Genomic DNA, 14,401 nt, shown 5'->3' with positions numbered 1-14,401 from the left:
GCCACAGCGGCAGCGCCGGCGGTAACCTGAGGAACCTATGCGAATCGCCCTGTTCGCGACCTGCTTGGCGGATGCCCTGTTCCCGCCCGCTGCGATCGCCACCGTCGCGCTGCTGGAGCGGCTCGGCCACGAAGTGGCGTTTCCTGCCGACCAGACCTGTTGCGGCCAAATGCATATCAACACCGGTTATCTCAAGGAAGCCACGGCCGTGGTGCGTCATCATGTCGAGGTGTTCGAGACGGCTGGCTGCGACGCCATCGTCGCCCCGTCGGGGTCATGCGTGGGCTCGGTGCGCCATCAGCACGCCATGGTGGCCCGCCGCGCCGGCGACGACGCCCTGGCCGCCCGCGCCGAGGCCGTCGCGGCCCGCACCTACGAGCTGTCCGAGTTCCTCGTCGACGTCCTCGGGGTGGATGACGTCGGCGCGTACTACCCCCACCACGTCACCTACCACCCGACGTGCCACTCCCTGCGCATGCTCGGCGTCGGGGACAAACCGTTGCGTCTGCTGCGCAATGTGCGTGGCCTCACCCTGGTGGAACTGCCCTCCGCCGACTCGTGTTGCGGTTTCGGCGGCACCTTCGCCCTGAAGAATTCCGACACCTCCACCGCGATGCTGGCCGACAAGATGACCAACATCCTCGACACCGGCGCCGAGATCTGCAGCGCCGGAGATTCGTCGTGTCTCATGCACATAGGCGGCGGGCTGAGCCGGTTGCGGGTCGGTGTGCGCACCGTGCACCTGGCCGAGATCCTGGCGGCTCAGGGATGACCTTCCTCGGCACGCCCGGGGTGGGCAACCTGCGCGGCGAGGTGTCGTTCCCGCATGCCGCCCGCGAGGCCCTGGGCAACGCCCAGCTGCGCCGCAACATCGGTCACGCGACACAGACCATCCGCGCCAAACGCCTTGCCGCAGTCGCTGAATGCGAAGATTGGGAGCAGTTGCGCGCCACGGGCAGCGCCGTGAAGCAGGACGTCATGGCACGTCTTCCCGAACTTCTCGAGCAGTTGGAGCGCAACGTCACCGAACGTGGTGGCGTGGTGCACTGGGCGCGCGACGGCGACGAGGCCAACCGGATCGTCACCGCGCTGATCAGGGACACCGGCTCCGATGAAGTGGTCAAGGTCAAATCGATGGCCACCCAGGAGATCGGGCTCAACGAGCATCTCGAGGCCGAGGGTATCGCAGCGTTCGAGACCGACCTGGCCGAACTCATCGTCCAACTCGGCCACGACAAGCCCAGCCATATCCTGGTGCCCGCCATCCATCGCAACCGCGCCGAGATCCGCGAGATCTTCAGCCGGGAGATGCCCGGTGCGGGTGAGCTGACCGACGAGCCCCGGGTTCTCGCGATGGCCGCCCGCGCCCATCTGCGCCGCAAGTTCCTCACCGCCCGCGTGGCCGTCAGCGGTGCGAACTTCGGTGTTGCCGAGACGGGCACGCTCGCGGTGGTGGAATCCGAGGGCAACGGCCGGATGTGCCTGACCCTGCCCGAAACCCTGATCACCGTGATGGGGATCGAGAAGATCATCCCCACCTTCGCGGACCTGGAAGTGTTCATGCAACTGCTGCCCCGGTCCTCGACCGCGGAGCGGATGAACCCCTACACCTCCATGTGGACCGGCGTGCATCCCGGCGACGGGCCGCAGCAATTCCATTTGGTACTGCTGGACAACGGCCGCACCCGGGTACTCGCCGACGAGGTGGGACGTGCTGCGCTGCACTGCATCCGGTGCAGCGCCTGCCTCAACGTGTGCCCGGTCTACGAGCGCACCGGCGGGCACGCCTACGGATCGGTCTATCCCGGTCCCATCGGGGCCATCCTCAGCCCCCAGCTGACGGGTACGACCGGACACGACGACCCGAACGCCAGCCTGCCGTACGCGTCCTCGCTGTGCGGCGCCTGCTTCGAGGCCTGCCCGGTGAAGATCGACATCCCGTCCATCCTGGTACATCTGCGTGCGAGACAGGTGGATCAGGAAAGAGGCGGTCTGCCCGGCGCGCAGGATCTCGCCATGAAGGCCGCCGGCTGGGCCATGTCGTCCCCCGGGCGTTTCGCACTTGCGGAGAAGGCGCTCGGGGTGGGCCGGCTGATGGCGGGCAAGGATCACCGCATCGGCGCGTTGCCCTGGCCGGCATCGAAATGGACCGGCAGCCGCGATATCCCGGAGCCACCGAAGGAGACGTTCCGGCAGTGGTGGGCACGCACCCACGGGAGCGACACATGACAGACGCACGAGCGGCCGTGCTCGGCCGGATCCGGGGGGCGCTGGCCTCCGTCCCGCCGGAATCTGTTGTGGTTCCGCGTGATTACGCGCGCGAGCCACTCACCGGTCCGGCCGATGTGCAGCGTTTCGCCGAGGCCGTCGCCGAATACCGGGCCAGGGTGCACCTGGTGTCCGATGTCTCCGAGATATCTGCCACCGTGGCCGAACTCGTCGGACCCGACGCCACCGTGGTGATCCCGGCCGACCTGCCCGCCGAGTGGAGCGAGGGCACCCGGACGCTGGCCGACGACCCGCAGTTGAGTGTCGATACCCTCGACCGTGCCGACGCCGTGCTGACCGGCTGCGCGGTGGGCATCGCCGCGACCGGGACCATCGTGCTGGACGCCGGATTCGCCCAGGGCAGGCGCGCGCTGACCCTGGTGCCCGATCACCACATCTGCGTGGTGCGGGCCGACCAGATCGTGGACACGGTGCCGCAGGGTTTCGCGGCGCTGGACCCCACCCGGCCGTTGACGTTCATCTCCGGCCCCAGTGCCACCAGCGATATCGAGCTGCAGCGGGTCGAAGGGGTGCACGGACCGCGCACCCTGGACGTGCTGATCGTGTCCTAGCGTTCCAAGACTCCGCCAAGAGGTCGGCCCCGGTGCCGCTGGATGCCTGGCCCGGCTGTCCGAACGATCATCCCGAGGGGCCCTGCCACCGTGACGCAGGGTCCACCGTCATTCGGGCCAGCTGTTGTTGCGGATGATCTCCACGAAATCGGCCCGGACGTAGGACGGGTCGTAGTGCGCCAGCACGTCGGCGTTCATGTTGCCGAACGTGCTCGCCGGCCGATGCAGGTTGCCGTCGGCGAAGGCCTGCAAGATCCTGTTCTTGAAATCGGGCCGCGGATGGGCCGCCGTCACCGCCGCGATCTGCTCGGCGGACAGCAGGTCGACGCCGATACCGACCACATCGGTCTCGACACCCGCGATGACACCGGCGACCTCCGGCTCCAGGAACTCGGGCACCCCGGGGGTGGTGTGCAGGGCGATGCCCAGCCACACCAGCTTGGCCGAGGCCTCGTCGATCCCCCGCTGCAGCAGGAAGTCCCGGGCCGCGTTCGCACCGTCCACCTCGAATCGCAGCTGCGAATCGCGGTAGCCGTCGGTCAGCCCGATGTCGTGGAACATGGCGCCGGTGTAGAGCAGTTCCATGTCGGGTCGCAGCCCACGGCGGCGCGCATGAAGAGCGCCGAACAGATACACCCGGCGTGAGTGGTGGTACAACAGGTCGTCCTCGGTATCGCGGATATAGGCGGTGACATCGCGCACCAAGGCGGTGTCCGGGATGACGATGTCCGCAATGGTCTCGGCGGTGGAAGTGCTCACGATCGAATCTCCTTGTTCTGCAGGTCCTTTTGGCTTGCTGACACCAGTCTCGATCCGGACGCCGGGCACGCGGTATGGCGCAGCGGCCGTCTTTCCCACAGAATGCGACACAATGGGCAGGTGGCAGCGCGGGAGATGGTCATCGTCGTCTTCGACGGCGTGAAGCTGCTCGACGTCGCGGGCCCGGCCGAGGTCTTCGCCGAAGCCAACAGGTTCGGGGCGCGGTATCGGCTGCGAATCGCCTCACCCGACGGGCGCGATGTCACCACGTCCATCGGTACCCCGTTCGCGGTCACCGACCGGCTCGCGGACGTCGAATCCGCCGACACGGTGCTGGTCGCCGGTGGCGACAACCTCACCGCCCGCGCGATCGATCCCGCGCTCGTCGATGCGGTGCGCGAGGTACCGCCGCGCACCGGCCGGCTGGCGTCCATCTGTACCGGCGCGTTCATCCTGGCCACCGCGGGACTGCTGGACGGCCGGCGGGCCACCACCCACTGGCGCCACGTCACCCTGCTCGCCCACGCGTTCCCGCAGATCGGTGTGGAACCGGATGCCATCTTCGTCCGTGACGGGGACGTCTACACGTCGGCAGGTGTCACGGCGGGTATCGATCTGGCGCTGGCGCTGGTCGAGCAGGACCACGGTGCCGAGCTGGTGCGTTCGGTGGCGCGCTCCCTGGTGGTGTATCTCAAACGCGCGGGCGGCCAGTCGCAGTTCTCCGCACTGGTGGAGGCCGACCCGCCGCAGGAATCGGCGCTGCGGGCGGTCACCGCCGCCATCGCCGCCGATCCGGGTGCCGACCACAGCGTGAAACGCCTTGCCGCGGTGGCGGCGTTGAGCACCCGCCAGCTGACCCGGCTGTTTCACACCGAGCTGGGCACCACGCCGGCCCGGTACGTGGAGAAGGTCCGCATCGACACCGCACGGGGCGCGCTCGACGCGGGGCACAGCGTGGCCGACGCGGCGCAGATCGCCGGCTTCGGCAGCGCCGAAACGCTGCGCCGGGTGTTCGTCACCCAGTTGGGGTTGTCCCCGAAGGCATATCGCGACAGGTTCCGCACGGCTCAGGTGTCACCCGACCAGCCGTCCTGACTGCGATAGTGAACCGGTGGACCTGACCTATCCCGAAGTCGGCGCGACCAACGGCCCGCTGCCTGCCGGGTATCACCATGTGCACGCGGTGGCGCCGATCGGGAACGGGCGCGCGCGCTTCGAGGCCGCCGCCGACGCGGTCATGCACTGGGGTATGCAGCGCGGCGCCGGGGTGCTGGTGCGGGCCGACGGCGATATCGCGGCGGTGGGCAGCGAGGTGGTGGTCGGATTCGGCCCGCTGCGCGCGCCGTGCCGGGTGGTGTACGTGCTGGCGGAAGACGACCGCCGCGGGTTCGCCTATGGCACGCTGCCCGGGCATCCGGAATCCGGCGAGGAACTGTTCACCGTGCGCTACGACCCCACCACCGACACCGTCTACGCGGAGGTCATCGCATTCTCGCGGCACGGCACCTGGTGGAGCCGGCTCGGCGCACCGATCACCGCTGTGGCGCAACGGATCATCACCAACCGGTACCTGTCCGCGGTGTGAGCGCTAGGTACAGCCGCTCACGCTGACCCGTCCGCGGGGCCCGCCGACATTGCCGCACACGCTGACGTTCGACCCGATCGGAGGCGGCGGGGGCGGAGGCGGCGGGGCCGTCTCGAAATCCTCGGGCAGCGGCGCATACATGGACGGTGGCGGCGCCCAGTCCGCGATGGCGCCGGCGATATCGGTGCAGCCGCCGACGCTGACGTGTCCGCGCCGGCCACCGACGCTGCCGCAGACGTCGGCGTGCGCCGGTATCGCCACCATCATCGGAGCGACGGTCAACCCCACGACACCGGCGGCGACCGCCAGCCACGCCCTGATGCTCATCGCGTGAGTATAGAGCGCGTGAAAGCCGTGATCTGCTACTTGCTTTGCAGCAGGCGCTCGATGTTCGCCGTGAGCTCTGGGGTGCCGAAGGTGAGTTCCTCGGCCGTGGTCGCATAGTCCAGGGTGATCTGGACCTGATGTTCCAGCTGCATGTTCAGGATGCGCTTGGTGCTCTCGACGGCTTTCTGCGGCAATTCCAGGATGCGTGTGGCCGCACCCAGGGCCTCGGCCAGCGGATCGGCGACCACATGGTTGGCCAGCCCGAGTTCGACCGCCTTCTGCGCCGGGATCCGGGCACCGGTCAGCGCGTACTCCTTGGCCTGCAGAATGCTCATCTGCATCGGCCAGACCAGCGGACCGCCGTCGGCGGCCACCAGACCCACCTGCACGTGCGGGTCGGCCAGGAACGCCTTCTCCCCCATGTAGACGATGTCGCTCAACGCCACCACACTGCAGCCCAGGCCAACGGCCGGGCCGTTGACGGCGGCGATCACCGGGATGCGGCAGCGCACCATGCCCATCACGATCTCGCGGCCGTCGATGATGGTCTTGGTGCGCAGCTCGACATCCTCGCTGAGCTCTTTGATGTAGGTGAAATCGCCACCGGCGGAGAACGCCTTGCCCGCGCCGGTGATCACGGCGACTCGAGCGGTGGGGTCCAGACTCAGCCGATTCCAGATCCGCGCCAGGCCGACGTGCAGATCGTCGTTGACGGCGTTGAGCTCCTCGGGCCGGTTCAGCGTGATGATGCGCAGTGGGCCGTCGGCCTCGACCTGGATCTCGTCGGGCATGTCGTACATGTCAAACCGCCATTCTCAGGATTCGGCCAGCGATGATGTTCTTCTGGATCTGTGAGGTGCCGCCCATGACGCTCTGGGACCGGCTGTAGAGGTAGGTGCTGAACAGGTCGGGGTCGGCGGTGCCGGTCTGGGCCAGCACCGCATGCCCGACGGACTGCTCGACCCAGGTCATCAACAGTTTGTCGATGGATCCTTCGGGGCCGTGCGAGATCCCGTCGAGCTGCTCGGACAGTCGCCGGCGCACGTGCTGCCGCAGCACCTGCACCTGCACTGTGGCCCAAGCCAATTCGTCACTCGGCGCGCCGCGGCGGGCCAGCTGGTTCACCGTCTTCTCGTAGCGCGCGGCGTAACCCAGCGTGGACGGCTCACGTTCGTGGCCGACGACGGTCATCGCCAGTGCCCAGCCGTCACCCGGGTTGCCGACCATCTGACTGGCCGGCACCCGCGCACCGTCGAACAGCACCTGGCCGAATTCGTTGCTGACCCCGTTGATCATCTTCAGCGGCCGTTGCTCGATACCGGGTTGGTGCATGGAGACCAGGAACGCCGAGATGCCTTTGTGCCGCGGCACGGACTTGTCGGTGCGGGCCAGCAGCAGGCACCAGTCGGCGACGTCGGAGTAGCTGGTCCAGATCTTGTGACCGTTGATGACGTACTCATCGCCGTCCAGAGTGGCCGTGGTGGTCAGCGAGGCGAGGTCGGAGCCGGCGCCGGGCTCGGAGAAGCCCTGGCACCAACGCTGCGTGCCGTCGATCATGCCGGGCAGGAAACGCTGCTGCACTTCCTTACTCGCGTGCCGGCCCAACCCGGTCACCAGGTAGCCGAGGCTGGGCCGGGGCGGGGCCCCGGCGCGGGCCAGTTCTTCGTCCACGATGACGTCGTACACCGGGGGCAGTTCCAGCCCGCCGAACTCCTTGGGCCAGGTTGCTCCGAAAAACCCTGCGGTGTGCAGGGATTGGTGCCACTCCCCCTGCCGGGCCCAGTATTCCTCGGTTGTTTTGGGGAAGGTCGGGGCCTGTTCGGCGAGCCAGGCCCGCAGCCGCCCACGGAAGGCGGCTTCGGGTTCGGAGTCACGAAAGTCCAACGGAGATCTCCTTCAACGACACCGACCACAGACCGGTGGACACCAGCACCCGGCGCAGGTACACGTGCGCCAGGCATTCCCAGGTGTTGCCGATACCGCCGTGGACCTGGATGGCGGTTTCGCACACGGTGTGTGCGGATTTCGCGCAGTACACCTTGGCCACCCGGGCGGCCTGCAGCGCGACGTCCGGATCCTCCTCGTCGACCGCCCAGGCCGCGTAGCGCAGGATGCTGGTCGAGCCCTCGAGGAGGACCAGGCTTTCGGCGAGCAGGTGCGCGACGGCCTGATAGGAGCCGATCGCCTTGCCATACTGCTCGCGCACCTTGGCGTAGTCGCAGGCCAGGTCGAAGGCACCGCGCGCCGCGCCGAGGATGTCCGCCGCGGTCACCACCAGCGCCAGCGCCTGGGCGCGCTGCGCCGACGCGGTATCGAGGGCACCGGCCGGGCTGACCTCGCCGGCCGGCGCCTGCCAACGGGTCAGGTCCACCCCGGGGGTGGGTTCGCCCAGCGCGACGGCGCCGACCGCTACGCCGTCGAGCACCACACCGCGGTTCAGGCCGCGTGCATCGGGCGCGTGCGCGCCGAAGACGATCGTCGCCGCGTCCTGCCCGAGATCGTCGGCGAGCACCGGCCCGAGAAACGGCACATCGACCAGCCTGCGGCCGAACTCCTCGGCGACCAGCGCGACCTCCACACCCGAGGCGCCGTCGGAGCGCAGCGAGCGCCAGCCGGTGGCAGCGACGGTCTTCTCCAGCCGCGCCACCCGCTCGGTGTCATCCAACTCGCCGACCGCACCCGGGCCGAGATCGTCGGCGAGTTTGGCGGCCGCATCCCGGAGCTGTTGCTGCTCACCGGTGAGCCGAACATCCATGAGAGGACCCTATCCGTTTTGAAGAATGTAATTCTCATTCGGTCAGAACTTTACTACCGGACGGGCCGATTTCACAGTCCGCCGGCCAGCGCCCATGCTCGTCGGGCCAGGCCCCGATACCGGTCCCGAAACAGGTCGGTACCGGCCCGGGAGTCGGACGCGTTACCGTCCAGCCCGCGTTTCCACACTCCGGCCACGATCGACGCCAGCCGGAACATCGAGAAGACGACATAGCTGTCCAGGTCCGCGGGCACCTCCACACCGGCGTGCCGGCAGTAGCTCGCCACGAACTCGTCCTGGGTGGGGATACCGGTCCCGGCGAGATCCTCGCCGGCCACCCCCATCAACGGGTCGGCATCACCGGGCAGGTGGTAGGTCATGGCGGCATAGCCCAGATCGGCGAGCGGGTGGCCGATGGTGGCCAGCTCCCAGTCCAGCACCGCCACGATGCGCGGCTCGGTCGGATGGATCAGGACGTTGCCCAGTCGGTAATCCCCGTGCGCGATGGTGGCCCGGTCGTCGGCCGGTAGATGCTCGGGTAGCCAGGCCGCCAGCCGCTCCATGTCCTGGCATTCCTCGACCTTGACCGCCGCCCACGATCGCGTCCACAGCGCCACCTGACGCGCCAGGTAGCCGTCGGGCCTGCCGAAGTCCCCCAGCCCGGCCCCGCGCCAGTCCACGCTGTGCAACCGGGCCAGCACGCGGGCCAGATCCTGGTAAACCGCGGCCCGTTCGGCCGGGGTGCCGTCGCGCAACACCCGGTCCGGGAACACCCGGCCGGGCACGTGGTCCATTACGAAAAACGGCGTGCCGAGGACCTCGGCGTCCTCACACATCAGCCGCATCACCGGTACCGGCACGCCGGAGCCGGCCAGCGCCGCCATCACCCGGTGCTCACGGCCGACATCGTGCGCGCGCGGCAACAGCACCCCCGGCGGCTTCTTACGTAGCACGAATTCTCCTGCGCCCGTGCGCAAATGGAAGGTGGGATTGCTCTGGCCGCCCTGGAACTGGCGGATTTCCACCGGCCCGTCGATCCCGTGTGCCCGCAGGTACCGGCCCAGTGCGGCCTCATCGATGCGGTGCTGGGGCAACACGTCGACCAGCTCGGGTACACCGGACATGCCCGCAGCGTCTCATATCCGTTCACCCGTCCGACGCTCATTGCGCGCGCGATGTGCACGCACCCCTGCCAGACTTTCCCCATGACCGATCTCGATGTGCCTTCCCCGAACGCCGAGCGTGCCCGCACCGGCCTGTCCTCCGACGCCCTGCGCCGGGCCATCATCGACCACGTGCGGTACTCGATCGGTCGTCCCGCCGCCGCCCTGCGCCCCGAGCACTACTACCGGGCGCTGGCGCTCGCCGTCCGGGACCGCATGCAGGACAACCGCGTCGCTTCCACCCAGACCTCACTTGATCTCGGCAGCAAGCTCACCTGCTACCTGTCCGCGGAATTCCTGATGGGACCGCAACTGGGCGCCAACCTGCTCAACCTCGGCATCGAGCAGGCCGCCCGCGCCGCGCTGGCCGAACTCGGCCAGGACCTCGACGAGGTGCTGGCATGCGAGGAGGAACCCGGCCTGGGCAACGGCGGCCTCGGCCGACTGGCGGCCTGCTATCTGGATTCGCTGGCGACGCTGGCGCGCCCCGCGATCGGGTACGGCATCCGCTATGAGTTCGGCATCTTCGACCAGGAGATCCAGGACGGCTGGCAGGTCGAGAAGACCGACAACTGGCTGGACAACGGAAATCCCTGGGAGATCGCCAAGCCCGATGTGAACTACCTGGTCAACTGGGAAGGTCACACCGAGCACTACACCGACGACGCCGGCGTGTCCCGGATCCGCTGGGTGCCCGCCCGAGTCATCAAGGGTGTCGCCTACGACACCCCGATCCAGGGCTACGGGGTCAAGACGTGCAATGTGCTCACTCTGTGGAGCGCACGGGCGGTGCACGAGTTCGCGCTGGAGGCGTTCAACACCGGCGACTACTACAAGGCCGTCGAGGAGGAGGTCACCTCCGAGACCGTCACCAAGGTGCTCTACCCGAACGACGAACCCGAGGCGGGCAAGCGACTGCGGCTGCTGCAGCAGTACTTCTTCGTATCCTGCTCATTGCAGCACGTTCTGCACATCGTCGACGACCTGGCTGATCTGTCCATTTTGGAGCTACCCGAGCGGTTTGCCATCCAGCTCAACGACACTCACCCCTCGATCGGTGTCGCCGAGCTCATGCGCCTGCTGGTCGACGAACGCCGGCTGGACTGGAACACGGCCTGGGACATCACCGTGGCCACCTTCGGCTACACCAACCACACGCTGCTGCCGGAGGCCCTGGAGAAGTGGTCGCTGGAGATCTTCGGTGAGAGCCTGCCCCGGCACCTGGAGATCATCTACGAGATCAACAGCCGCTTCCTGGACGAGGTGCGCGCCAAGTTCCCCGGTGACGAGGACCGGGTGCGCCGGATGTCGCTGATCGGCGAAGAGGGCGGCAAGACCGTGCGGATGGCCTACCTAGCCACCGTCGGCAGCCACGCGATCAACGGTGTCGCCGCGCTGCACTCCGAACTGCTGAAGGACAGCGTCCTCAAAGACTTCTACGAGCTGTGGCCGGAACGCTTCTCGAACAAGACCAATGGTGTGACACCGCGTCGTTTCGTGGCGCTGTCCAACCCGGGACTGCGCCAGCTGCTGGATCGCACCGTCGGTGACGGGTGGCTGACCCATCTGGACCGGTTGCGCGGGCTGGAACCGTTCATCGAGGACGACGGGTTCCGGGCGGAATGGCGAGATGTCAAGCGGGCCAACAAGTCACGGCTCGCAGAGCTGGTGCTCGCCGAGACCGGCGTCGAACTGGATCCGTCCTGGCTGTTCGACATCCAGGTCAAACGCATCCACGAGTACAAGCGCCAGCACCTCAACGTGCTGAACATCGTCACCCAGTACCTGCGGATCAAGAAGAACCCCGGCATCGAGATGGCGCCCCGGGCCTACATCTTCGGCGGCAAGGCCGCCCCCGGCTACTTCCTGGCCAAGCGCATCATCAAGCTGATCACCGCCGTCGGCGACATGGTCAACTTCGATCCCGAGGTCAACCGCTTCATGAAAGTGGTGTTCCTGCCCAACTTCAACGTGCAGAACGCCCACCTGATCTACCCGGCCGCCAACCTGTCCGAGCAGATCTCGACCGCAGGTAAGGAAGCCTCGGGTACCGGCAACATGAAGTTCATGATGAACGGGGCGTTGACCATCGGCACTCTCGACGGCGCCAACGTCGAGATCCGCGAAGAGGCCGGTGCCGAGAACTTCTTCCTGTTCGGGCTCACCGTGGACGAGGTCGAGGCACTCAAGCGCGACGGCTACCGGCCGTCGGATTACGTCGCGGCCAACCCTGAACTGGCGGCGGTCCTCGATCTCATTGCCGGCGGCCACTTCTCGCACGGCGACACCGAGGTGTTCCGCCCACTGATCGACAACCTGCGCTACGACGACCCCTTCCTGGTGCTCGCGGACTACGCCTCCTATGTCGAGTGCCAGGACCGCGTGAGTGCCGCGTGGCAGGACCGCGATGCGTGGTCGCGCATGTCGATCCTGAACACCGCCCGCAGCGGCAAGTTCTCCTCCGACCGGGCGATCGAGGAGTACTGCGACGACATCTGGGGGGTCGGGCCGGTCAACATCGGGACCTAATCCCCTGTCGAGCACTCGTAGATAACTGGTAAGCCGGTAGTTATGACCACCACCACCGCACCCCTCTCTGATGCCGAGCTCACCCAGCTGGATGCATACTGGCGTGCCGCCAACTATCTGTCGGTGGGTCAGATCTACCTGCTGGACAATCCGCTGCTGCGCGAACCACTGCAGCCCGAACACGTCAAACCTCGGCTGCTGGGGCACTGGGGCACCACCCCCGGGCTCAACCTGCTCTACGCGCACCTGAACCGGGTGATCCGGCACCGCGACTCCGATGTGGTGTTCGTCACCGGTCCCGGGCACGGCGGCCCGGGACTGGTGGCCAACACCTACCTCGAGGGCACCTACAGCGAGGTGTACACCGGCATCGGCCAGGACGCCGAGGGGTTGCGGAAACTGTTCCGGCAGTTCTCGTTTCCCGGTGGCATCCCCAGTCACGTCGCGGCAGAGACACCCGGCTCCATCCACGAGGGCGGCGAGCTCGGTTATGCGCTCGTACATGCCTTCGGCGCCGCTTTCGACAATCCCGACCTGGTGGTGGCGGCCGTCGTGGGCGACGGCGAGGCCGAGACCGGACCGCTGGCAGCGAGTTGGCATTCCAACAAGTTCCTCGACCCGGTCCGCGACGGGGCGGTGCTGCCCATCCTGCATCTCAACGGCTACAAGATCGCCAATCCCACAGTGCTGGCGCGGATTCCGCAGCAAGAGCTGGAATCGCTGTTCACCGGCTACGGCTACATCCCGATCACCGTGGCCGGTGATGAGCCCGCAGACGTGCACCAGCAGCTGGCGGCGGCGCTGGACGAGGCCTTCGACCAGATCGGCGCCATCCAGCGGGCGTCGCGGGAAGACGGTGAGGTGGGCCGGCCGCTGTGGCCGATGATCATCCTGCGCACACCGAAGGGCTGGACCGGCCCGGCCGAGGTCGACGGCGTGAAGGTGGAGGGCACCTGGCGATCCCATCAGGTGCCGCTGGCCGAAACCCGCACCAATCCCGCGCACCGGGCCGCGCTGGAAACCTGGTTGCGCAGTTACCGTCCCGAAGAACTGTTCGACGACACCGGTGCGCTGCTGCCCGAACTGCGGGCGCTGGCGCCGGTGGGCACCCGCCGGATGGGGGCCAACCCGCACGCCAACGGCGGTGTGCTGTTGCGCGATCTCGACCTGCCGCCGATGCACGACTACGCGGTCGAGGTGAGCTCACCCGCCACCGAGTCGGCGGAGGCCACCCGAGTACTGGGCACCTTCCTGCGCGATGTGATCGCGCGTAACCCCGACAACTTCCGCCTGATGGGACCCGACGAGACCGCGTCCAACCGGCTGTCGGCGGTGTTCGAGACCACCGACAAGGTCTGGCTGGCGGACATCTCCGAAGACGACGAGCATCTCGCGTCGAGCGGACGGGTGATGGAGGTGCTGTCCGAACACCTGTGCCAGGGTTGGCTGGAGGGCTACCTGCTCACCGGGCGGCACGGATTGTTCAACTGCTACGAGGCTTTCGTCCACATCGTCGATTCCATGGTCAACCAGCACGCCAAATGGCTGACCAGCAGCGCACATCTGGACTGGCGGCGCCCGGTGGCATCGCTGAATTATCTTCTGACATCGCATGTCTGGCGCCAGGACCACAACGGCGCCTCACACCAGGATCCCGGTTTCATCGACCATGTCGCCAACAAACGCCCCGAGGTGGTCCGGGTGTACCTGCCGCCGGACGCCAACACCCTGCTCGCGGTCGGGGACCACTGCCTGCGCAGCCGCCAGTACGTGAACGTGATCGTGGCGGGCAAACAGCCCGCCTTGACCTACCTGACGATGGATGAGGCTGTCGCGCATTGCACCCGCGGCGCGGGGATCTGGGAGTGGGCCAGTTCCTCCACCCCGGGGAATGGCTTGGGCGAGCCCGATGTGGTGCTGGCGTGCGCGGGTGACGTCCCCACCCTGGAGACCCTGGCGGCCGCCGACATCCTGCGCCGCCGGCTGCCCGACCTCGGGGTGCGGGTGGTCAATGTCGTCGACATCATGCGGCTGCAGCCCGAATCCGAGCATCCGCACGGGCTGCCCGATCACGAGTTCGACGCGCTGTTCACCACCGACAAGCCGATCATCTTCGCCTACCACGGCTATCCGTGGTTGATTCACCGGCTGACCTACCGGCACACCAACCATGCTCAGCTGCATGTGCGCGGGTTCAAGGAGCGCGGTACCACCACGACGCCGTTCGACATGGTGATGCTCAACGACCTCGACCGGTTCCATCTCGTGATGGATGTCATCGACCGGGTACCCGGATTGGGCAGCGCGGCCGCCGGTCTGCGCCAGGAGATGGTCGACGCACGTCTGGCCGCCAAGCACTACACCCGCGAACACGGCGAGGACGACCCCGCGATCACCGGCTGGACCTGGCAGCGCGAGATCTGACGTTTCCCTCTCCACGGCC

The 14,401-nt window shown here is 67.6% G+C and carries 13 protein-coding genes; 7 read left to right on the top strand and 6 right to left on the bottom strand.

Annotation, left to right across the window (positions count from 1 at the left end):
- Positions 1–37: 37 nt before the first annotated feature.
- The 3 genes from FHU31_RS13680 to FHU31_RS13670 are packed head-to-tail and all read left to right on the top strand — an operon-like array spanning position 38 to position 2,840.
- Positions 38–772 (top strand): (Fe-S)-binding protein, encoded by a 735-nt coding sequence (locus tag FHU31_RS13680; RefSeq protein ID WP_167159046.1) that lies wholly within the window; start codon positions 38–40, stop codon positions 770–772.
- Positions 769–2,229, top strand: coding sequence for a LutB/LldF family L-lactate oxidation iron-sulfur protein (locus FHU31_RS13675; protein WP_167159044.1), 1,461 nt, complete (start codon positions 769–771; stop codon positions 2,227–2,229). Before FHU31_RS13680 ends, FHU31_RS13675 begins: the two co-directional genes overlap by 4 nt.
- Positions 2,226–2,840 (top strand): LutC/YkgG family protein, encoded by a 615-nt coding sequence (locus FHU31_RS13670; RefSeq protein WP_167159042.1) that lies wholly within the window; start codon positions 2,226–2,228, stop codon positions 2,838–2,840. The genes FHU31_RS13675 and FHU31_RS13670 overlap by 4 nt, the downstream gene beginning before the upstream one ends.
- A 108-nt stretch (positions 2,841–2,948) precedes the next feature.
- Here FHU31_RS13670 and FHU31_RS13665 read toward each other — a convergent pair whose 3' ends face one another.
- A complete protein-coding gene (locus FHU31_RS13665) occupies positions 2,949–3,599 on the bottom strand; it encodes an HD domain-containing protein (RefSeq protein WP_409371237.1) in 651 nt (216 codons plus the stop codon).
- Between the two features lie 102 nt (positions 3,600–3,701).
- Between FHU31_RS13665 and FHU31_RS13660 the strand changes: the two genes are divergently transcribed.
- Both FHU31_RS13660 and FHU31_RS13655 read left to right on the top strand, forming a co-directional pair.
- Positions 3,702–4,694, top strand: a complete 993-nt coding sequence (locus FHU31_RS13660; RefSeq protein ID WP_167159040.1) for a GlxA family transcriptional regulator — start codon at positions 3,702–3,704, stop codon at positions 4,692–4,694.
- 16 nt (positions 4,695–4,710) lie between these two features.
- Complete coding sequence (locus FHU31_RS13655; RefSeq protein WP_167159038.1) at positions 4,711–5,184, top strand: DUF1990 domain-containing protein; 474 nt, start codon at positions 4,711–4,713, stop codon at positions 5,182–5,184.
- A 3-nt stretch (positions 5,185–5,187) separates the two neighbouring features.
- On the opposite strand, the gene FHU31_RS13650 is transcribed toward FHU31_RS13655, so the two are convergent.
- From FHU31_RS13650 to FHU31_RS13630, 5 genes are all read right to left on the bottom strand, one after another.
- Positions 5,188–5,511: a hypothetical protein gene (locus FHU31_RS13650; RefSeq protein ID WP_167159036.1), complete on the bottom strand. Its 324-nt coding sequence runs from the start codon at positions 5,509–5,511 to the stop codon at positions 5,188–5,190.
- A gap of 35 nt (positions 5,512–5,546) precedes the next feature.
- Entirely contained in the window at positions 5,547–6,311 is a 765-nt protein-coding gene (locus tag FHU31_RS13645; protein WP_167159034.1) for an enoyl-CoA hydratase/isomerase family protein, read from the bottom strand.
- Position 6,312: 1 nt separating this feature from the next.
- On the bottom strand, positions 6,313–7,395 hold the full coding sequence (locus FHU31_RS13640) for an acyl-CoA dehydrogenase family protein (protein ID WP_167159032.1): 1,083 nt from the start codon (positions 7,393–7,395) through the stop codon (positions 6,313–6,315).
- A complete protein-coding gene (locus FHU31_RS13635; RefSeq protein WP_167159030.1) occupies positions 7,382–8,266 on the bottom strand; it encodes an acyl-CoA dehydrogenase family protein in 885 nt (294 codons plus the stop codon). Before FHU31_RS13635 ends, FHU31_RS13640 begins: the two co-directional genes overlap by 14 nt.
- 71 nt (positions 8,267–8,337) lie before the next feature.
- Positions 8,338–9,390, bottom strand: coding sequence for a phosphotransferase family protein (locus tag FHU31_RS13630; RefSeq protein WP_167159028.1), 1,053 nt, complete (start codon positions 9,388–9,390; stop codon positions 8,338–8,340).
- Between the two features lie 81 nt (positions 9,391–9,471).
- On the opposite strand from FHU31_RS13630, the gene FHU31_RS13625 reads away from it, so the two are divergent.
- Together FHU31_RS13625 and FHU31_RS13620 are read left to right on the top strand one after the other, a co-directional pair.
- Positions 9,472–11,958, top strand: coding sequence for a glycogen/starch/alpha-glucan phosphorylase (locus tag FHU31_RS13625; protein WP_167159026.1), 2,487 nt, complete (start codon positions 9,472–9,474; stop codon positions 11,956–11,958).
- 42 nt (positions 11,959–12,000) lie between these two features.
- Positions 12,001–14,382 carry a phosphoketolase family protein gene (locus FHU31_RS13620; RefSeq protein WP_167159025.1) on the top strand — a complete coding sequence of 794 codons (2,382 nt, stop codon included), beginning with the start codon at positions 12,001–12,003 and terminating at the stop codon, positions 14,380–14,382.
- The last annotated feature ends 19 nt before the right edge of the window (positions 14,383–14,401 follow it).

Origin of the sequence: Mycolicibacterium fluoranthenivorans (assembly GCF_011758805.1) — a bacterium.
Taxonomy (GTDB): domain Bacteria; phylum Actinomycetota; class Actinomycetes; order Mycobacteriales; family Mycobacteriaceae; genus Mycobacterium; species Mycobacterium fluoranthenivorans.
Note: the sequence above shows the minus strand (reverse complement) of the source record. Positions and strands in the feature narration are given on the sequence as shown.